Raw genomic sequence first — 19,751 nt, forward strand, 5'->3', positions numbered from 1 at the left:
CCGCCCTACTCCGCCGGGAAGCGCACCCGCACCAGCAAGCCGCCCAGTTCGCCCTGGTCGAGCTGGATCTGCGCCCGGTGCGCCCGGCAGACCTCGCCGACGATCGCCAGCCCCAGGCCGCTGCCGGGGCTGTCGCCGCGCCGGTAGAAGCGCTGGAAGACCCGCTCGCGGTCGGCGGCGGGAATTCCCGGACCATCGTCTTCCACTTCCAGCACGCCCCCCTCCAGCACCCTGAGGATCACGTTGCCGCCCTGCGGGGTGTGCGCCAGCGCGTTGTCCAGCAGGTTGCTGAGCAATTCGTTGAGCAGCGTCGGTTCACCCTGGATCCACACCGGCCCGGCGCTTTCCAGCGCCAGCGAGGCTCCCCGCGCATAGGCCAGCGGCGCCAGCGCCAGGCCCAGTTCCCGGGCCAGGGCGGTCAGGTCGATACGCTCGGCGCCACCCTCGGCAATGGCCTGGGCGCCGCTTTCGATGCGCGCCAGGGAAAGCAGCTGGTTGGCCAGGTGGATCAGGCGGTCGGTGTTCTTCGCCGTGGTCTCCAGGGTCGAACGCCAGGCTTCCGGCTCCTGCTCGCGCAGGCCCAGTTCCAGGCGCGCCTTGAGCGCCGCCAGCGGCGTGCGCAACTCGTGGGCGGCATCGGCGATGAACTGCGACTGCCGCTCGAACAGGCTGCGCAGGCGCTGGGTGAAGTGGTTCAGCGACTCCACCAGCGGCCGCAATTCATGCTGGACCTCTAGCATCGGCAACGGCCGCAGGTCGTCCGGCTGGCGCTCTTCCACCTCGCGGCGCAGGCGATCCAGCGGACGCAGCGCGGCGCTCACCGCCAGCCACACCAGCACCAGCGCGCCGACGCCGAGGACGCCCAGGCGCAGCAGGGTATCGGTCATCAGGCTGCGCGCCATGCGCTCGCGGGCGCCTTCGGTCTCCGCCACGCGGATCTCCGCCATGCCGCTCATGCTCGGTTCGCTGACCGGTTGCAGCAGGCTCACCACGCGTACGTCGACGCCCTGGTAGACGCCGTCGTAGAACTTGGCCAGGGCCGGGTAGTCGTCGGTGCGCAGGGCATCGGCGGGTGCCGCCGGAAGACTCTCGTAGCCGGAGATCATCCGTCCGTGGATGTCGTTGACCTGGTAGAAGATCCGCCCGGCGCTGTCGTAGGCGAAGGTATCCAGTGCCACGTAGGGGACGTCGGCGCGCAGGGTGCCGTCCTTCTCGTAGAGCCCGTCGGCGATCGCCCGCGCCGAGGCCAGCAAGGTCCGGTCGTAGGCGGTGTCGGCCACCTCGCGACCGTTCCAGTAGGCGCTCAGGCCGCTCGCCAGGAGCACCAGCAGCAGGAGCAGGGCCAGCCACAGCAGCAGCCTTCCGCGCAGGCTGCCGGCATCAGTCACCCTGCGCCTCCAGCAGGTAGCCGAGGCCGCGGAAGGTGACTATGCGCACGGCGCCGCCTTCCAGCTTCTTGCGCAGGCGGTGGACGTAGATCTCGATGGCGTCGGCGCTGGCCTCCTCGTCCAGGCCGAAGACCTGGGCGGCCAGTTGCTCCTTGCTCATCACCCGCCCCGGACGGGCGATCATCGCTTCCAGCACCGCCTGTTCCCGCGAGGTCAGGGTCAGCGGCTGCTCGTCGAGGCTGAAGCGCCGGGTGCCGAGGTCGTAGACCAGGGCGCCGCAGCGCTGCAACTGTTCGCCACCGAGCACGCTGCGGCGCAGCAGGGCCTTGACCCGCGCCTCCAGCTCGGACAGTTCGAAAGGCTTTGCCAGGTAGTCGTCGGCGCCGAGATTGAGGCCGTGCACCCGGTCCTTCACCTCGCCGCGCGCAGTCAGCATCAGCACCGGCAGGGTCTTGCCGCGCCCGCGCAGGCGCGCCAGCACCTCGAAGCCGTCCATCCGCGGCAGGCCGACGTCGAGGATCGCCAGGGCGTACTCCTCGCTGGCCAGGGCCAGGTCGGCGGCCACCCCGTCCTGCAGCAGGTCTACCGTCCAGCCGGCGCCCTTGAGCGCCTGGACCACGCTTTCGGCGAGCTGCGGATGATCTTCCACCAGAAGGATGCGCATGGACGGTTCTCCACCACCGGATGAGGGCACAAGAGGCGAAGTGTACCGGGGAAAACCCTCCGGTAAATGGCTTCTCTGCCACCGGGGATTGCTGAAAGCCTGGCGAAAGCTTGGCGCCTTAGGATCAGTCGATGGACGGCGCAGATCGTCCGCCAAAACGCCCTGCAGCGTGGTGCTCGGCGTACAAGAACAAGAATCGGAGACCACTGCATGTCGACTTCCCTGCCGCAGGCCGCAAGGTCTGTACGTTCGTCCCGCAGCACCACCCTGACCACCACCGCCGTCGTGCTCGCCGGCATCGCGCCCCTGGGCAACGCCGCCGGCTTCCTCGAAGACAGCAAGGCCAGCCTGGAAACCCGCAACTTCTACATGAACCGCGACTTCCGCGACGGCCCCGGCCAGTCCAAGCGCGAGGAGTGGGCGCAAGGCTTCATCCTCAACCTGCAGTCCGGCTACACCCAGGGCACCGTCGGCTTCGGCCTCGACGCCATGGGCATGCTCGGCGTCAAGCTCGACTCCGGCCGCGGCCGCAGCGGTACCGGACTGCTGCCGAAGGATTCCGACGGCCGCGCGCCGGACACCTACTCGAAACTGGGCCTGACCGCCAAGGTCAAGGTCTCGCAGAGCGAGCTGAAAGTCGGCACGCTGATTCCGAAGCTGCCATCGGTACAACCGAACAACGGGCGGATCTTCCCGCAGATATTCGAAGGCGCGCTGCTCACCTCGAAGGAGATCAAGGACCTCGGCTTCACCGCCGGGCGCCTGGAAAAGACCAAGATCCGCGACTCCAGCGACTCCGAGGACCTCGCGCTGAACGACAAGAACGGCCGCTTCGCCGGGGTCAGCGCCGATCACTTCGACCTCGGCGGACTGGACTACAAGCTCACCGACCAACTCACCGCCAGCTATCACTACAGCAACCTGCAGGACGTCTACCGCCAGCACTTCGTCGGCCTGCTGCACAGCTGGCCGATCGGTCCCGGCGAACTGACCAGCGACCTGCGCTTCGCCCGCAGCACCGACAGCGGCTCGGCCAAGGCCGGCGGCATCGACAACAAGTCGCTCAACGGCATGTTCACCTACAGCCTTGGCAACCATGCCTTCGGCGCGGCCTGGCAGCGAATGAACGGCGACGACGCCTTCCCCTACCTGGAAGGCAGCAACCCGTACCTGGTCAACTTCGTCCAGGTCAACGACTTCGCCGGCCCCAAGGAGCGCTCCTGGCAACTGCGCTACGACTACGACTTCGTCGGCCTCGGCATTCCCGGCCTGACCTTCATGACCCGCTACGTCAAGGGCGACAATGTCGAACTCGCCGGGCAGCGCGGCGAAGGCCGCGAATGGGAGCGCAACACCGAACTGCAGTACGTGTTCCAGAGCGGCGCGCTGAAGAACCTCGGAATCCGCTGGCGCAACGCGACCTTCCGTTCCAATTTCACCCGCGACATCGATGAGAACCGCCTGATCGTCAGCTATACCCTGCCGATCTGGTAAGCCAGAACAAGAACTCCACAGGAGCACCGATGATGATGAAACTGTCTTTTCGTCCCCTCGCCTTGGTTGCCGCCGGCCTGCTGCTGGCCGGCGCCGCCGTGGCCGAACCCAAGCGTCCCGAATGCATCGCCCCGGCGTCCCCCGGCGGCGGTTTCGACCTCACCTGCAAGCTGGCGCAGAGCGCCCTGGTCGAGGCCAAGCTGCTGAGCAAGCCGATGCGCGTCACCTACATGCCCGGCGGCGTCGGCGCGGTCGCCTATAACGCGGTGGTCGCCCAACGCCCGGGCGACGCCGGCACCATCACCGCCTTCTCCAGCGGCTCGCTGCTGAACCTGGCCCAGGGCAAGTTCGGCCGCTTCGACGAGAACGCGGTGAAATGGCTGGCCGCCATCGGCACCAGCTACGGCGCCATCGCGGTGCGCACCGACTCGCCCTACAAGAACCTCGACGACCTGGTGAAGGCGCTCAAGGCCGACCCGAGCAAGGTGGTGATCGGCTCCGGCGGCACCGTCGGCAGCCAGGACTGGATGCAGACCGCGCTGATCGCCAAGGCCGCCGGGATCAATCCGCGCGACCTGCGCTACGTGGCCCTGGAAGGCGGCGGCGAGATCGCCACCGCGCTGCTCGGCGGGCACATCCAGGTCGGCAGCACCGACATTTCCGACTCCATGCCGCACATCCTGAGCGGCGACATGCGCCTGCTCGCGGTGTTCTCCGAAGAACGCCTGCCGGAGGCGGCGATGGCCAACATCCCCACCGCCAAGGAACAGGGCTACGACATCGTCTGGCCGGTGGTTCGCGGGTTCTACCTCGGGCCGAAGGTCAGCGACGAAGACTACGCCTGGTGGAAGAACGCCTTCGACCAACTGCTGGCCTCCGAGGACTTCGCCAAGCTGCGCGACCAGCGCGAGCTGTTCCCCTTCGCCATGACCGGCGAGGAACTCGACGGCTACGTGAAGCAGCAGGTCCAGCAGTACAAGCAACTGGCCAAGGACTTCGGCCTGATCCAGTAAGCCAGCCCGCGCGCGGCCGGACCCCGGCCGCGCCACGAGGATCGTCCCATGACCCGTTCCAACCTGTACCAGCGCCTGTTCGCCGGGCTCTGGCTGCTCGCCTGCGTCGGCCTGGCGGTCGCCGGCTGGCGTTACCAGGCGCCGTTTTCCTACGAACCGGTCGGCCCGCGCGCCTACCCGCTGCTCTGCCTGGCGCTGATGGGCGCCGGCCTGGCGTGGCTGATCGCGCGGCCGACGCCGATCCGCCACGCCGAGGACGAACAACCGCTGGGCGGCGCCGTGCTGCTCAAGGTGCTCGCCTGCATCGCCCTGCTGCTGGTGTTCGCCGGCCTGTTCGAAACGCTCGGCTTCATCCTCAGCGCCGCCCTGGTCGGCTCCTGCATGGCCATTCTCTACGGCGCCCGGCCAATCCCTGCGGTGGTCACCGCGAGCCTGCTCGGGATCGGCCTCTACTGGCTGTTCGACCGCGCCCTGGACGTCCCGCTGCCGCTGGGCGTTCTCGACTTCCTGCCGCTGTGAGGACTTCGTGATGGAAACCTTGAACTACCTCGGCCAGGGCTTCGGCGTCGCGATGACGCCGACCAACCTGATCACCGCGCTGATCGGCACCCTGATCGGCACCATCGTAGGCCTGCTGCCAGGCCTCGGTCCGATCAACGGCGTGGCACTGCTGATCCCGGTGGCCTTCGCCCTCGGCCTGCCGCCGGAAACCGCGCTGATCCTGCTCGCCGCCGTATACCTGGGCTGCGAATACGGCGGGCGGATCAGCTCGATCCTGCTCAACATCCCCGGCGAAGCCTCGACCGTGATGACCACCCTCGACGGCTACCCGATGGCACGCAAGGGCCTGGCCGGCGTGGCCCTGTCGCTGTCGGCCTGGAGTTCGTTCATTGGCGCTTTCATCGCCACCTGCGGGATGGTCCTGTTCGCCCCGCTGCTGGCCAAGTGGGCGATCGCCTTCGGTCCGGCGGAATATTTCGTGCTGATGGTGTTCGCCATCGTCTGCCTCGGCGGGATGGCCGGCGACCGCCCGCTGAAGACCCTGCTGGCGGCGCTGCTCGGGCTGTTCCTGTCGAGCGTCGGGATCGACGCCAACAGCGGCGTGTACCGCTTCACCGGGGACAGCATCCACCTCGCCGACGGCATCCAGTTCGTGGTCCTGGTGCTGGGCCTGTTCTCGGTCAGCGAGATCCTCCTGCTGCTGGAGAAGACCCACCACGGCCAGGAGGCGGTGAAAGCCACCGGACGCATGCTGTTCAACTTCAAGGAGGCCGCCAGCGTATTCCTGGTCAACCTGCGCTGCGGTCTGCTCGGTTTCGTCATGGGCGTACTGCCCGGCGCCGGCGCGACCCTGGCAAGCGCGGTGGCCTATATGACCGAGAAGAAGCTGGCCGGTGCCAAGGGCGAGTTCGGCAAGGGCGACATGCGCGGCCTGGCCGCTCCCGAGACCGCCATCGGCGCCTCCGCCTGCGGCGCCATGGTGCCGATGCTGACCCTCGGCGTGCCCGGCTCGGGTACCACTGCGGTGATGATCGGCGCCCTGACCCTGTACAACATCACTCCCGGCCCGCTGCTGTTCCAGCAGCAACCGGACATCGTCTGGGGCCTGATCGCCTCGCTGTTCATCGCCAACGTCATGCTGATCATCCTCAACGTGCCGATGGTCCGCGTATTCACCCGCATCCTCGCGGTGCCGAACTGGGCCCTGGTGCCGGCCATCGCGATCATCACCGGGATCGGCGTGTACGGCGTGCATGCGACCACCTTCGACCTGTTCCTGATGGTCGGCATCGGCGTGATCGGCTATATCCTGCGCAAGCTCGACTTCCCGCTCTCGCCGCTGCTGCTGGGCTTCATCCTCGGTGGACTGATGGAGCAGAACCTACGCCGCGCGCTGTCGATCTCCAACGGTGAACTGGGCATCCTCTGGTCGAGCCCGATCAGCCTGGTAACCTGGGCGCTGGTGGTGGTAATGCTGCTGTTGCCGCTGGTCCGCGCCTGGCGCCGCCGCGCGGCCCGTCGCGCGACGGGGCTGGCCGATGCCTGAGCGCGTCACCTGGAGGCTGTACTGGGCGACGCCGCTGGTGGGCGCCCTTGGCGGCTGGCTGGCAAGCCTGGTCGGCTGGCCGCTGCCGTGGATGATCGGCTCGCTGCTTGCGGTGATGCTGGTGCGTTGCCTGGCCGACCTGCCGCTGGCCGAAGTGCCGGGGGCACGCAAGTGCGGGCAATGGATCGTCGGCATCGGCATCGGCCTGCACTTCACCCCGGCAGTGATCGAGCAAGTGCTGGCGCATAGCGTGATCATCGTCTTCGGCGCCGTGGCCACCACGCTTTCCAGCGTGCTGGCGATCGCCTTCATGCGCCGCAGCGGCGAGGACCGCGCCACCGCGTTCTTCGCCAGCATGCCCGGTGGTGCCAGCGAGATGGTCAACCTCGGGCAGCGCCACGGCGCGGTGCTCAGCCGCGTCGCCGCAGCGCAGAGCCTGCGCCTGTTGCTGGTAGTGCTGCTGGTGCCGGCGGCGTTCCAGTACCTGCTCGGCGGCGGCCAGCCAGGCCCGCACCAGGCCGCGCCGGTGGACTGGCACTGGCTGGCCCTGCTGTTCCCGGCCGGGGCGCTGGTCGCGCTGGGCTGGCAGAAGTTGCGCCAACCCAATCCCTGGCTGCTCGGCCCGCTGTTGCTGGCGGCCGGCGTCAGCCTCGGCTTCGACCTGCATATCGGCCTGCCGGCCGGTTCCAGCGGCGTCGGCCAATGGCTGATCGGCAGCGCCCTGGGTTGCCATTTCAACCGCAGTTTCTTCCGCAGCGCTCCAGCCTTCGTCAGTCGTACCCTGGTCTGCACGCTGTGGATGATGTTCGCCGCGGCGCTCGCCGCCGAGTTGCTCGGCTGGCTGACCACCCTCGACCACCAGTCGCTGATGCTCGGCATGATGCCCGGCGGCATCGCCGAGCTGAGCCTGACCGCCGAAGCCTTGCAGCTCTCGGTGCCGCTGGTCACCGCCTTGCAGGTACTGAGGCTATTGCTGGTGCTGTTCCTCGCCGAGCCGTGCTTCCGCTACTGGAGGAAGCGCGCCGGCTGATCGAGCCACGCCGCCACACTGGATGTGTGGCGTTTTCCAGCCCGCCTCGTGCGGGCTTTTTTTTCCGGGCGCGGTCAGAGGCACACAGCGGCGCCCACCATGTGAAGAGCTGGGCGACAGCGGCCTTCAGAGGTCCGGCAGCGACCAGTCGATAGGCGTCTTGCCGTTCTGCTCGAGGAACTTGTTGGTGCGGCTGAAGTGGCCGTTGCCGAGGAAACCGCGGTAGGCCGACAACGGCGACGGGTGCGCCGACTTGAGAATCAGGTGGCGCTGCGGGTCGATCAGCTTCTGCTTGCTCTGCGCGTGGCTGCCCCAGAGCAGGAACACCAGGCGCTCGCAACGCTCGTTGACCACCTCGATGACGCGGTCGGTGAACGGCTGCCAGCCGGCATTGGCGTGGGAGCCGGCCTTGGCCTGCTCGACGGTCAGGGAGGTATTGAGCAACAGCACGCCCTGCTCCGCCCAGCGCTGCAGGTAGCCGTTGTTGGGAATCGGGATGTTCAGGTCGCGGTTGAGTTCCTTGTAGATGTTCTGCAAGGACGGCGGCGTCGGCACGCCGGGCTGCACCGAGAAGCACAGGCCGTGGGCCTGGCCTGGTCCGTGGTAGGGATCCTGGCCGATGATCACCACCTTGACGTTCTCCAGCGGCGTGGTGTTCAGCGCGTTGAAGATCAATGGCCCGGGCGGAAAGATCACCTTGCCGGCGGCCTTCTCCTGGCGCAGGAACTCGCCCAGTTGCTTCATGTAGGGCTTGTCGAATTCCTCGCGCAGCGCTTCCTTCCAACTCGCCTCGAGCTTGATGCGGTCGTCGTTATCGGTCATGGAACCCCCTGTCTCGGTACTGAAAAAGTCGTCCGGCCTTTTTCAGAAGGTCGCCGACAGCCTGTGGCCGCGGAACCGTAGAAAAGCCCGCCGCGCTTGTCAATCTCGGGACAGGCGGGCCTCTTCCACCGGATACTTCACGCGCACCCGGTTGCGGTACAGGCACTCGCTGGCCAGCAGGGTGCCGGCCTGGCCCTTTTCCCGGATGTCGCGCCAGATCTCGTTGAGCCTCAGCACCGCATCGCCGTCGCGGACAAAGCGCTGGGCCCTCTCATAGACGTGGTAGCGCACAGGGCGCGGCGCGCTGCACAGCAGTTCGCCTTCCAGTTGGTGGGCGGCGATATGGAAGCGCAGCTGGAAGGTATCCGCCGTCGGATTGTGCAGCACCAGGTCGATGAAGTTGTAGAAGATCGCCGCGCCCGAGCCGAACGGCAGGATCCGTCCCTCGTCGGGAAACGGGTCGAAGCTGTGGTTGGCCCGCTCCACCACGCGCAGCGGGGAATGCAGGGCCATCCAGTGGATCAGGTTGCTCAGTTGGCAGATGCCGCCGCCGATTCCGCTGCGCGCCTCGCCGAAGGACAACTCCATACCTTCGACGAAGCCACGCCGGGCGCTGGGCCGACCGACCAGCCGGCAGAACGAGAAGTACTCGCCGGGGCCGATGCTCACGCCGTTCATGCAGTCCACCGCCAGGCGCAGGTTGACCACCTTGTTGCGTTGCAGGGCGAGGTCGCTGTCGCCGAGGCGGCGGATCAACTTCGAGGTGTGCTTGATGTAGCGGTACGGCAGGCGCTCGTCGACCGATGGCAACCGCACGTAGCGACGGCCGCCAAGACGCCAGCGGCAGTGCCGCCAGAGACGTCGTTGCCAGACCCGCAGCCAGTAGAGCCAGGGGTGGTAGAGCGATAGGGGTTTGCGCATCGACGATCCTTGTCGGTCTCGGCCCACGGGCAGGATGCAGCATTATGCCCGGAGCACTAGCCCTGGTGCAGCGCCCGGTAGTGACTGGGCGCCATGCCCACCACCTTGCGGAACAGCCGCGAGAAATAATAGGGATCGGCGTAGCCGAGCTGCTCGGCGATCTGCCGCACCTCCAGCGCGCCCTCGTCGAGCAGGCGGCAGGCATGGGCCATCTTCATCTGGATGAAATCCTGGATCGGCGCCTGGCCGGTCAGGGCGCGATAGGTCTTGGCGAAATGGAAGCGCGACAGCTTGAACTGCGCCGCCAGCTCGTCGAGGTTGAGGCTGTCGTGCAGGTGCGCGCGCATCAGCGCCTGCACCGCGTCGATGTCCAGCACCCGTCCGGATTTCAGGCTGGCCCGCGCCGGACGCACCGCCAGCGAGGTGAGCAGGCCCTGCAACAGGTGCGCGGCATGGATGAAGTGCGGCAGGCTGAGGCCCTGGCGACGCAGCGCCAGCAGCGCATCGAACTCCGCCAGCAGGCGCGGCTGCATGCCCAGGCGCAGGCGCGGGGCGCTGCCCAGCGGACGCAGGAAATCCTCCGCCAGTCCGCCTTCGAAATGTACCCAGTAGATGCTCCATGGCCGCTGCGAGTCGGCGCCGTAGGCATGTTCCCGGCCCTTGGGCAGGACCAGCAGGTCGCCGCCGCCGACCTCGACGCGCTCGCCGGCACACTCCAGCCAGCCGCGTCCGGCCCGGCAGTAGATCAACAGGTTGTCGTCCGGCGCGCGCCGCTGCATGTGGTGGCCATGCGCCTCCGGATAGTAACCGAGGGCCAGCGGGTAGCAGGCCTGGCCGAGCGGATGGCGGGCCAGGGCGCGACGCAGGCGGGGCGGCGTGATGAAACGCACACCCTGGTTGGGCAGGGGCCAGGCGGAGGTCTGTACGGAACGCTTCACGGCGACGCGACTCGGTAGTCTGAATCCCAAGATCGTCCATCCCTTGCGCAAGATCGTCAATCCACAGGCGGCTTGCGGCCGGCTATAACGACTCAAAACAACATCCCGGTCCACCGGGAAGCGGAGGCGACGATGGCCAAGGCAATCCCCCAGCTGATCGACGGCGAATGGCGCGGCAGCCGTTCCCGCGAGCTGGTCGAAGTCACCGATCCGGCGACCCAGGACGTCCTCGCGCTGGCGCCGAAGGCCACCGCCGACGAGATCGAGCAGGCCATCGCCAGCGCCCAGCGCGCCTTCGAGACCTGGCGCGAAGTCCCGGCTCCCGAGCGAGCGCGGTTGATGCTGCGCTACCAGCACCTGCTCAAGGAACACCACGACGAACTCGGCGAACTGCTGGCCCGGGAGACCGGCAAGAACCTCGCCGATGCCAAGGGCGACGTGTGGCGCGGCATCGAGGTGGTCGAACACGCCGCCAACGTGGCCAGCCTGATGATGGGCGAGACGGTGGAAAACGTCGCCCGCGAGATCGACACCGCCAGTTGGATCCAGCCCCTCGGCGTGTGCGCCGGGATCACCCCGTTCAATTTCCCGGCGATGATCCCGCTGTGGATGTTCCCGCTGGCCATCGCCTGCGGCAACACCTTCGTCCTCAAGCCCTCCGAACAGGATCCGCTGACACCCAACCGCCTCGCCGAGCTGTTCCTCGAGGCCGGCGCGCCGAAGGGCGTGCTGCAGGTGATCCATGGCGGCCGCGAACAGGTCGATGCCCTCCTCACCCACCCGGACATCCGGGCGATTTCCTTCGTCGGCTCGGTCGCCGTGGGCCAGCACGTGTACCGCACCGGCACCGCGCACCTGAAGCGGGTGCAGGCCTTCGCCGGGGCGAAGAACCACATGGTGATCCTCCCCGACGCGAACAAGGCCCAGGTCCTCGGCAACCTGGTCGGCGCCAGCTGCGGCGCCGCCGGCCAGCGCTGCATGGCGATCAGCGCGGCGGTGTTCGTCGGCGCGGCGCGCGAGTGGATTCCCGAGCTGGCCGAGCGGATGGCCGCCCTGCGCCCCGGTCACTGGCAGGACCCGGACGCCGCCTATGGTCCGCTGATCAGCCCGCAGGCGCGCCAGCGCGTGCTGCGCCTGATCGCCGAAGGCAAGGCAGAAGGCGCCGAGTGCCTGCTCGACGGCTCGCAGTGCCAGGTCGAAGGCTATCCCAACGGCAACTGGCTCGGTCCCACCCTGTTCCGCGCAGTGACGCCGAAGATGGGCCTGTACCGCGAGGAGATCTTCGGCCCGGTGCTGGCTTGCCTGGAGGTCGATACCCTGGAAGAGGCGATTGCCCTGGTCAACGCCAATCCCTATGGCAACGGCACCAGCCTGTTCACCCGCTCCGGCGGCGCCGCTCGGCGCTACCAGCACGCGGTGCAGGTCGGCCAGGTGGGTATCAACGTGCCGATCCCGGTACCGCTGCCGTTCTTCTCCTTCACCGGCTGGAAGGGTTCCTTCTACGGCGACCTGCACGCCTACGGCAAGCAGGCTGTGCGCTTCTATACCGAGACCAAGACCGTCACCAGCCGCTGGTTCGACGATGAACCGACGGCCGCCGAATCGTCGGCCGGCCCGAACATGACCATCCATCTCAAGTGACCCGAGGACCTATGGATTTCGACCTCACCGAAGAACAACGCCTGCTGGTGGAGAGCGCCCGCGCCTTCGCCCGCCACGAACTGGCGCCGAAGGCGGCCGACTGGGACCGCGACCATCACTTCCCGGAGGAAGTCATCCGCGCCGCCGCCGAACAGGGCTACCTCGGCCTGTACATCGCCGAGGAAGACGGCGGTCTGGGCCTGTCGCGGCTGTCCACTTCGCTGATCTTCGAGCAACTGGCCGCCGGCTGCGTGGCCACTACCGCCTACATCAGCATCCACAACATGGCCGCCTGGATGCTCGCCTCGTTCGGCGACGCGGCGCTGAAGGAGGCCTGGCTGCCCGGCCTGATCGGCGGCGAGTCGCTCGCCTCCTATTGCCTGACCGAGCCCGATGCCGGCTCCGACGCCGCGCGCCTGCGCACCCGCGCCCGCCGCGAGGGCGACGAATACGTGCTGGACGGCAGCAAGTGCTTCATTTCCGGCGCCGGCAGCACCCAGGTGCTGATCGTCATGGCGCGCACCGGCGAGGACGGCGCCAGGGGCATCTCCTGCTTCCTGGTGCCGGCCGACGCGCCCGGCATCCGCTACGGCCGCAACGAGGACAAGATGGGCTGGCGCGCGCAGCCGACCCGCACCATCACCTTCGAAGGCGTGCGCATCCCCGCCGGCAACCGCATCGGCCCGGAGGGCCAGGGCTTCGTCTATGCCATGAAAGGCCTCGACGGCGGCCGCCTGAACATCGCCAGTTGTTCCCTGGGCGCCGCCCAGGCGGCGCTGGAGCAGTCGATGCGCTACGTCGAGGAGCGCGAGCAGTTCGGCAAGCCGCTGGCGACCTTCCAGGCCTTGCAGTTCAAGCTCGCCGACATGCTCACCGAACTCACCGCCAGCCGTCAGATGGTCCGCCTCGGCGCCCATCGGCTGGACCGCGGCGACGCCGAGGCGACCCTGTACTGCGCAATGGCCAAGCGCTTCGCCACCGACCGCTGCTTCGATGTCTGCAACGAGGCCTTGCAACTGCACGGCGGCTACGGCTATCTCAACGATTATCCGCTGGAGCGCTGGGTACGCGACACCCGCGTGCACCAGATCCTCGAAGGCACCAACGAAATCATGCGGGTGATCGTCGCCCGCCGCCTGTTGGAGCAGGGCGGCATGCTCGATCGCCTGCTGTGAACGCCGCGAACCATCGCATCCGATAGTGCCGGGACGCCCCGGCCCATGATCCAGTGAGGGACTTCATGAACACTGCCGTCGAACCCTACAAGGCTTCCTCCTTCGACCTGACCCACAAGCTCACCGTGGAAAAGCACGGGCACACCGCGCTGATCACCATCAACCACCCGCCGGCCAACACCTGGGACCGCGACTCGCTGATCGGCCTGCGCCAACTGATCGAGCACCTCAACCGCGACGACGATATCTACGCCCTGGTAGTGACCGGCCAGGGGCCGAAGTTCTTCTCCGCCGGCGCCGACCTGAACATGTTCGCCGACGGCGACAAGGCCCGCGCTCGCGAGATGGCCCGCCGCTTCGGCGAAGCCTTCGAGGCGCTGCGCGATTTCCGCGGGGTGTCGATCGCGGCGATCAACGGCTACGCCATGGGCGGCGGGCTGGAGTGCGCCCTCGCCTGCGACATCCGCATCGCCGAGCGCCAGGCGCAGATGGCCCTGCCGGAGGCCGCGGTGGGCCTGCTGCCCTGCGCCGGCGGGACCCAGGCGCTGCCCTGGCTGGTGGGCGAAGGCTGGGCCAAGCGGATGATCCTCTGCAACGAGCGGGTGGATGCGGAAACCGCCCTGCGCATCGGCCTGGTCGAACAGGTGGTGGACAGCGGCGAGGCGCGCGGCGCCGCCCTGCTGCTGGCGGCCAAGGTGGCACGCCAGAGCCCGGTGGCGATCCGCACCATCAAGCCGCTGATCCAGGGTGCCCGCGAACGCGCGCCGAACACCTGGCTGCCGGAGGAGCGCGAGCGCTTCGTCGATCTGTTCGACGCCCAGGACACCCGCGAAGGGGTCAACGCCTTCCTCGAGAAGCGCGATCCCAAGTGGCGCAACTGCTGAGCCTTCCCATCGAACCCGGCGGGCTGCGCCACAGCCCGCCCGAGCCGAGAGCCCCGACATGAACGTGCTTTTCGAAGAACGCCCGAGCCTGCATGGCTTCCGCATCGGCATTGCCACCCTGGATGCGGAAAAGAGTCTGAACGCCCTGTCCCTGCCGATGATCGAGGCCCTGGCGGCGAAACTCGACGCCTGGGCCGAGGACGCCGGCATCGCCTGCGTGCTGTTGCGCGGCAACGGCGCCAAGGCCTTTTGCGCCGGCGGCGACGTGCGCAAGCTGGTGGACGCCTGCCGCGAGCAACCCGGCGAGGTACCGGCCCTGGCGCGACGCTTCTTCGCCGATGAATACCGCCTCGACTACCGCATCCATACCTACCCGAAACCCTTCATCTGCTGGGCCCACGGCTATGTGATGGGTGGCGGCATGGGGCTGATGCAGGGTGCCGGGATTCGCATCGTCACCCCGTCCAGCCGCCTGGCGATGCCGGAGATCGGCATCGGCCTGTACCCAGACGTCGGCGCCAGCTGGTTCCTCGCCCGCCTGCCCGGCAGGCTCGGCCTGTTCCTCGGCCTGAGCGCGGCGCAGATGAACGCCCGCGACGCTCTCGACCTCGACCTGGCCGACCGCTTCCTTCTCGACGACCAGCAGGACGCCCTGCTCGCCGGCCTGGTGCAGATGAACTGGAACGAGTCGCCCCAAGTGCAACTTCACAGCCTGCTTCGCGCCCTCGAACACGAGGCCCGCGGCGAACTGCCGGAGGCCCAGTTGCTCCCGCGCCGGCCGCGCCTGGACGCACTGCTCGACCAGCCGGACCTGGCGAGCGCCTGGCAGGCGCTGGTGGCGCTGCGCGACGACGCCGACCCGCTGCTTGCGCGTGGCGCGAAGACCCTGGCCGAGGGCTGCCCGATGACCGCGCATCTGGTCTGGCAGCAGATCGAGCGTGCGCGCTACCTGTCGCTGGCCGAGGTGTTCCGCCTGGAATACGCCATGAGCCTGAACTGCACGCGCCATCCGGACTTCGCCGAGGGGGTACGCGCAAGGCTGATCGATCGCGACAACGCACCGAACTGGCATTGGCCGCAGGTGGAATCGATCCCGCAGGCGGTGATCGAGGCGCACTTCGAGCCGACCTGGGAGGGCGAGCATCCACTGGCGGGGCTCTGATCCGCCGCGCCGCCCTCTGCCGAAGGAGGGCGCGGGCCCGCCACGTCCATAGCGTCTAAGCTGTTTCACAGCATCCCCAAGAGGCCTCGCGGCCGCCACAGGAGGAGCTCCATGAAACAGATCGCCTTCATCGGCCTCGGCCACATGGGCGCGCCGATGGCCACCAACCTGCTCAAGGCCGGCTACCTGCTGAACGTCTTCGACCTGGTGCAGAGCGCCGTCGACGGCCTGGTCGCCGCCGGCGCCAGCGCCGCCCGCAGTGCCCGCGACGCGGTGCAGGGCGCCGACGTGGTCATCAGCATGCTGCCGGCCAGCCAGCACGTCGAAGGCCTGTACCTCGACGACGATGGCCTGCTCGCGCACATCGCCCCCGGCACCCTGGTGCTGGAATGCTCGACCATCGCCCCGACCTCGGCGCGCAAGGTCCACGCCGCCGCCCGCGAGCGCGGCCTGGCGATGCTCGACGCGCCGGTGTCCGGCGGCACTGCCGGCGCGGCAGCCGGCACCCTGACCTTCATGGTCGGCGGCGACGCCGAAGCCCTGGAGAAGGCCCGGCCGCTGTTCGAGGCCATGGGTCGCAACATCTTCCATGCCGGCCCCGACGGCGCCGGCCAGGTGGCCAAGGTGTGCAACAACCAGCTCCTCGCGGTGCTGATGATCGGTACCGCAGAAGCCATGGCCCTGGGCGTGGCCAACGGCCTCGACGCGAAGGTGCTGGCCGAGATCATGCGCCGCAGCTCCGGTGGCAACTGGGCGCTGGAAGTCTACAACCCCTGGCCGGGGGTTATGGAGAACGCTCCGGCGTCGCGCGACTACAGCGGCGGCTTCATGGCCCAGTTGATGGCCAAGGACCTCGGGCTGGCCCAGGAAGCCGCCCAGGCCAGCGCCAGCAGCACGCCGATGGGCAGCCTGGCGCTGAGCCTGTACCGTCTGCTGCTGAAGCAGGGCTATGCGGAGCGGGACTTTTCCGTGGTGCAGAAATTGTTCGATCCGACCCAAGGCCAATAGACAGGCAGGCGGGTCCGCGCCCAGGCTGGTCGATTCGACGATGCGAGGAGCCCGCCTTGAACGCCCTGCTGCTGCGTTACCGTTTCCGCCTGCTGTTCTTTTCCACCGTGCTGTTCACGGCGATCCTCGGCCTGCCGTCGAGCACCAAGCCACGGGTGCTCGGCAGCCTCCTGCTGCTGGTGCTGGCCGGGATGAACACCTTGCGCAGACGCAGTCCGCTGGTCTACCTGACGGCCTTCTTCGGCCTGTTCAGCCTGGCCCTGTACACCACTGCGGACTTCAGCAGTCCCTACTCCAGCCTGCCGCCCGGCCTGCTGCGCGGGCTGAGCCTGATCCTGCTGTACCTGACCCTGTTCGCCGCGCTGTTCCGCCGCGTCACCCAGGAGCGCCCGGTGACCCACGAGCTGCTCTACGGACTCTGCGCGCTCTACCTGCAGATGGCGCTGGCCTTCGCTCTCGCCTACTACATGGTCGAACAGATGCAGCCGGCCAGCTTCATCGCCAGCCATGGCGCACTCGGCCTGGATACCTTCGTCTACTACAGCCTGGTGACCCTGACCACCGTGGGCTACGGCGACATCCAGGCGATCAACCCGCTGGCGCGCCTGCTGGCCGGCAGCGAAGGAGTGATCGGGGTCCTGTTCATCGCCCTCGCCGTGGCCCGCAGCCTGACCCTGATGAGCGACAGCGAGGAGGTCTGATTATTAAGCTGGGCTAACGAGTGCATCCCCCGCGCAGCGGTTTATCCCGGCGAGCGCAGGGCGGATGATGCTGATCGACGCCGCTCTGCGGCATTTCTCGAACGGAAGGTGCAGCATGAAAATCGCCCTGATCGGCGCCACCGGCCACGTCGGCCACTATTTCCTCAACGAAGCCCTGCAACGCGGCCACGCGGTGACCGCCCTGGTCCGCGACCCGAGCAAGCTGGCGGCGCGCGACGGCCTCTGCGTAGTGCAGGCGGACGTCAGCGACCCGGCCCAGGTGGCCAGCGCCGTGGCAGGCCACGAGGTGGTCATCAGCGCTTTCAACGGCGGCTGGGGTAGCGCCGACCTCCGCGCCCGCCACGCCGCCGGCAGCCAGGCCATTCTCGACGGCGTGAAACGCTCCGGCGTGCCGCGCCTGCTGGTTCTCGGCGGCGCCGGGAGCCTGGAGATCGCCCCCGGCCAGCGCCTGGTGGACAGCCCGGAATTCCCCGAGCAGTGGAAGCAGGGCGCCCTCGGCGCCGCCGACGCCCTCGACCAACTGCGCGGCGAGCAACGACTGGACTGGGTGTTCCTCAGCCCGGCGATGCTCCTCGAACCCGGCCAGCGCAGCGGCAAGTTCCGCCTCGGCGGCGACCAGGTCCTGTTCGACGCCAAGGGCGAGAGCCGGATTTCCCTGGAAGACCTGGCGGTAGCCATGCTCGACGAGGCCGAGCAGCCCCGTCATCATCGCCAGCGCTTCACCGTGGCCTACTGAAAAGACCAGGCGCCCCTCTCGGGCGCCTTCGTCGTCAGCCTTCGGACTTCGCCGCCGGCGTGACGATATCGAACCAGAAGTCGAAGTCGCCGAGCATGCCGAACAGTTGCCCCAGCAACAGCGGATTGCCGGAACTCTTCAGCTTGCCCTCGAAGACCAGGCGTACCGCCGATACCTCTTTGAGCAGCAGCCGGTTGAGATCGGCGCGGTCGATGCTCACGGTCTGCCCGGCGTCCTCGCTCTGCACGCCGCGCAGGTTGTTCAGGTGCGAGTTCTTCAGTTCCAGCAGGTAGTTCTCACCGATGTCCGGCAGGCGCAGGTTGATGCTCAGCGCCTTGCCCTCCGCAGCGCCGGCGTCCAGGCGCACGCCGAGATAGTCGAACAGCAGGCCGGTGTCCATCGCCGCCAGGGCATCGGCGCTGCCGGCCTTCATCGTCGGCTGGTCGCGCGGTACGCCGTGGCGCAGTTCGTAGGCGGCGCTGAGGTAGCTGTTGCGCCAGCCGGCGTTCTCCGCCTGGTAGCCGAGCTGCTCCAGGGCGTCGGCCTGCAGCTCGCGCGCGGCCCGGTTATCCGGCTCGGCGAAGACCAGCCTGTTGACCACCTCGACCACCCAGCGGTACTCGCCCCTGGCGTACGACGCCCGCGCTTGCTCCAGCAGGCGCTCGGCGCCGCCCATGTATTCCACGTAGCGGCCCGCCGAGTCCTCCGGGCTGAGCGGGTCGAGGCTCGCCGGGTTGCCGTCGTAGTAGCCCAGGTAGCGGTTCAGCACGGCCCGTGCGTTATGGCTGACCGAGCCGTGGTAGCCGCGGTCGTACCATTCCTGGTCGAGGCTGGGCGGCAGGCGCAGGCGGTTGTGCACCTGGCCGATGGTCACGCCCTGGTTGGCCAGGTGCAGGGTCTGGTCGTGCAGGAAGCCGTACAGGTCACGCTGCTTCTCCAGCACCTCGACGATCTCCGCGTTGCCCCAGCGCGGCCAGTTGTGCACTGCGAACATCACCTCGGCCTGCCTGCCGAAACGATGCAGCGCCTGGTTGATGTACTTGCTCCAGCCCAGCGCATCACGTACCTCGGCGCCGCGCAGGGTGTACAGGTTGTGCAGGGTGCCGACCACGTTTTCGGCCATCAGCAGGGCCTTCTGCCGCGGCAGCCAGATGTTCATCTCCGCCGGCGATTCGGTACCCGGCGTGTTCTGGAAGGTGAACGGCACGCCGTCCAGCACCAGGTCCTCGCCCTCGCCTTCGATCAGGCGGGTCGGCGCCAGCAGGCTCAGCGGTCCGCGCGCCAATCCCTTGCCGATGGCCATGTCGACCTGCCCCTGCGGCCCGTTGGGCAGTTGCGTGCCGTACTGGTAGGTGGCGCGGCGCATCATGGCGTTGCCGGCCAGGACGTTCTCCTTGATCGCCGCCTCCATGAAGCCGGCCGGAGCGATGATCTGCACCGCGCCGCTGGCGACCTGCTGTGGCTCTACCAGACCGCGCACGCCTCCAAAGTGATCAGCGTGGGCGTGGCTGTAGATCACCGTACGGATCGGCCTCTCGCCCAGCTCGCGGCTGACCAGTTCGTAGGCCGCCCTGGCGGTGGCCGGGGTGGTCAGGGTGTCGACCACGATCCAGCCGCTGTCGCCGCGGATGAAGGTGATGTTGGCCAGGTCGAAGCCGCGCACCTGGTAGATACCCTCGGCAACCTCGAACAAGCCGTACTTGAGATTGAGCAGGGCCTGGCGTTGCAGGCTGGGATTGATGCTGTCGCGAGGCTTGCCGTCGAGGAGGAAGTCGTAGCCACCGAGCTGCCAGGCGACGCTGCCGTCGGGGTTGCGGATGAGTAACCGCTCCGGGCGCCGGATCAGGCCGCGTTCGGCGCGCTCGAAGTCGGCGCGGTCGGCGAAGGGCAATTCCGCTTCGACCCGCCGCTGGGCCTCGACGGTGAAGGCACTGGGCGGTTTGGGCGCGGTGGTTTCGGCGGCGCCGGCGAGCAGCGGGGCGAGCGCCAGGAGTGCAAGCAGACGGCTCATCGGATACTCCGTTTTATTGTTGTGGGCTTCGGCTGGCACTATGCCGAGCGGCACGGCAATAATTCCAATGCATTCCAGGTCCACATTCGATGCGG

The 19,751-nt window shown here is 68.1% G+C and carries 18 protein-coding genes; 12 read left to right on the forward strand and 6 right to left on the reverse strand.

The features are described from left to right. Nucleotides 1-5 precede the first annotated feature (5 nt). Nucleotides 6-1,388 (reverse strand): sensor histidine kinase, encoded by a 1,383-nt coding sequence (locus tag AC1RB9_RS21875; protein ID WP_003454689.1) that lies wholly within the window; start codon nucleotides 1,386-1,388, stop codon nucleotides 6-8. Beyond that, nucleotides 1,381-2,052: a response regulator gene (locus tag AC1RB9_RS21880; protein ID WP_003085524.1), complete on the reverse strand. Its 672-nt coding sequence runs from the start codon at nucleotides 2,050-2,052 to the stop codon at nucleotides 1,381-1,383. The genes AC1RB9_RS21875 and AC1RB9_RS21880 overlap by 8 nt, the downstream gene beginning before the upstream one ends. Nucleotides 2,053-2,262: 210 nt before the next feature. Between AC1RB9_RS21880 and AC1RB9_RS21885 the strand changes: the two genes are divergently transcribed. The 5 genes from AC1RB9_RS21885 to AC1RB9_RS21905 are packed head-to-tail and all read left to right on the forward strand — an operon-like array spanning nucleotide 2,263 to nucleotide 7,636. Then, nucleotides 2,263-3,546, forward strand: coding sequence for an OprD family porin (locus AC1RB9_RS21885; RefSeq protein WP_003116508.1), 1,284 nt, complete (start codon nucleotides 2,263-2,265; stop codon nucleotides 3,544-3,546). Nucleotides 3,547-3,575: 29 nt separating this feature from the next. Beyond that, complete coding sequence (locus AC1RB9_RS21890) at nucleotides 3,576-4,559, forward strand: tripartite tricarboxylate transporter substrate binding protein (protein ID WP_003085519.1); 984 nt, start codon at nucleotides 3,576-3,578, stop codon at nucleotides 4,557-4,559. 48 nt (nucleotides 4,560-4,607) lie between these two features. Next, nucleotides 4,608-5,078, forward strand: a complete 471-nt coding sequence (locus tag AC1RB9_RS21895; protein ID WP_003101933.1) for a tripartite tricarboxylate transporter TctB family protein — start codon at nucleotides 4,608-4,610, stop codon at nucleotides 5,076-5,078. A gap of 10 nt (nucleotides 5,079-5,088) precedes the next feature. Further along, nucleotides 5,089-6,606, forward strand: a complete 1,518-nt coding sequence (locus tag AC1RB9_RS21900) for a tripartite tricarboxylate transporter permease (protein ID WP_003120784.1) — start codon at nucleotides 5,089-5,091, stop codon at nucleotides 6,604-6,606. Further along, complete coding sequence (locus AC1RB9_RS21905) at nucleotides 6,599-7,636, forward strand: AbrB family transcriptional regulator (RefSeq protein WP_003114172.1); 1,038 nt, start codon at nucleotides 6,599-6,601, stop codon at nucleotides 7,634-7,636. The genes AC1RB9_RS21900 and AC1RB9_RS21905 overlap by 8 nt, the downstream gene beginning before the upstream one ends. A gap of 126 nt (nucleotides 7,637-7,762) precedes the next feature. On the opposite strand, the gene ung is transcribed toward AC1RB9_RS21905, so the two are convergent. The 3 genes from ung to AC1RB9_RS21920 all read right to left on the reverse strand — a co-directional run bounded on the left by ung (nucleotide 7,763) and on the right by AC1RB9_RS21920 (nucleotide 10,317). After that, the gene (gene ung / locus AC1RB9_RS21910; RefSeq protein ID WP_003106436.1) at nucleotides 7,763-8,458 is read right to left on the reverse strand and encodes a uracil-DNA glycosylase; all 696 of its coding nucleotides are present in this window, start codon (nucleotides 8,456-8,458) and stop codon (nucleotides 7,763-7,765) included. Between the two features lie 99 nt (nucleotides 8,459-8,557). Next, complete coding sequence (locus AC1RB9_RS21915; protein ID WP_003114171.1) at nucleotides 8,558-9,379, reverse strand: VanW family protein; 822 nt, start codon at nucleotides 9,377-9,379, stop codon at nucleotides 8,558-8,560. 56 nt (nucleotides 9,380-9,435) lie between these two features. Further along, nucleotides 9,436-10,317, reverse strand: a complete 882-nt coding sequence (locus AC1RB9_RS21920; RefSeq protein ID WP_003106441.1) for an AraC family transcriptional regulator — start codon at nucleotides 10,315-10,317, stop codon at nucleotides 9,436-9,438. Nucleotides 10,318-10,449: 132 nt separating this feature from the next. Here AC1RB9_RS21920 and AC1RB9_RS21925 point away from each other — a divergent pair, with 132 nt between their 5' ends. The 7 genes from AC1RB9_RS21925 to AC1RB9_RS21955 all read left to right on the forward strand — a co-directional run bounded on the left by AC1RB9_RS21925 (nucleotide 10,450) and on the right by AC1RB9_RS21955 (nucleotide 17,645). Continuing rightward, entirely contained in the window at nucleotides 10,450-11,958 is a 1,509-nt protein-coding gene (locus AC1RB9_RS21925) for a CoA-acylating methylmalonate-semialdehyde dehydrogenase (protein ID WP_003454694.1), read from the forward strand. Between the two features lie 11 nt (nucleotides 11,959-11,969). Next, on the forward strand, nucleotides 11,970-13,133 hold the full coding sequence (locus AC1RB9_RS21930; RefSeq protein WP_003116511.1) for an isobutyryl-CoA dehydrogenase: 1,164 nt from the start codon (nucleotides 11,970-11,972) through the stop codon (nucleotides 13,131-13,133). Nucleotides 13,134-13,198: 65 nt separating this feature from the next. After that, complete coding sequence (locus AC1RB9_RS21935; protein WP_003085498.1) at nucleotides 13,199-14,017, forward strand: enoyl-CoA hydratase; 819 nt, start codon at nucleotides 13,199-13,201, stop codon at nucleotides 14,015-14,017. 58 nt (nucleotides 14,018-14,075) lie between these two features. Continuing rightward, nucleotides 14,076-15,179 carry an enoyl-CoA hydratase/isomerase family protein gene (locus AC1RB9_RS21940; protein ID WP_003114169.1) on the forward strand — a complete coding sequence of 368 codons (1,104 nt, stop codon included), beginning with the start codon at nucleotides 14,076-14,078 and terminating at the stop codon, nucleotides 15,177-15,179. 111 nt (nucleotides 15,180-15,290) lie between these two features. Continuing rightward, nucleotides 15,291-16,187, forward strand: a complete 897-nt coding sequence (gene mmsB / locus AC1RB9_RS21945) for a 3-hydroxyisobutyrate dehydrogenase (RefSeq protein ID WP_003454697.1) — start codon at nucleotides 15,291-15,293, stop codon at nucleotides 16,185-16,187. Nucleotides 16,188-16,243: 56 nt separating this feature from the next. Further along, complete coding sequence (locus AC1RB9_RS21950; RefSeq protein WP_003085490.1) at nucleotides 16,244-16,888, forward strand: potassium channel family protein; 645 nt, start codon at nucleotides 16,244-16,246, stop codon at nucleotides 16,886-16,888. Nucleotides 16,889-17,003: 115 nt separating this feature from the next. Next, the gene (locus tag AC1RB9_RS21955) at nucleotides 17,004-17,645 is read left to right on the forward strand and encodes an NAD(P)-dependent oxidoreductase (RefSeq protein WP_003110820.1); all 642 of its coding nucleotides are present in this window, start codon (nucleotides 17,004-17,006) and stop codon (nucleotides 17,643-17,645) included. 34 nt (nucleotides 17,646-17,679) lie between these two features. Here AC1RB9_RS21955 and AC1RB9_RS21960 read toward each other — a convergent pair whose 3' ends face one another. After that, nucleotides 17,680-19,656 (reverse strand): alkyl/aryl-sulfatase, encoded by a 1,977-nt coding sequence (locus AC1RB9_RS21960; protein ID WP_003454701.1) that lies wholly within the window; start codon nucleotides 19,654-19,656, stop codon nucleotides 17,680-17,682. Nucleotides 19,657-19,751 lie beyond the last annotated feature (95 nt).

It is taken from the genome of Pseudomonas sp. 20-5 (genome assembly GCF_056782835.1).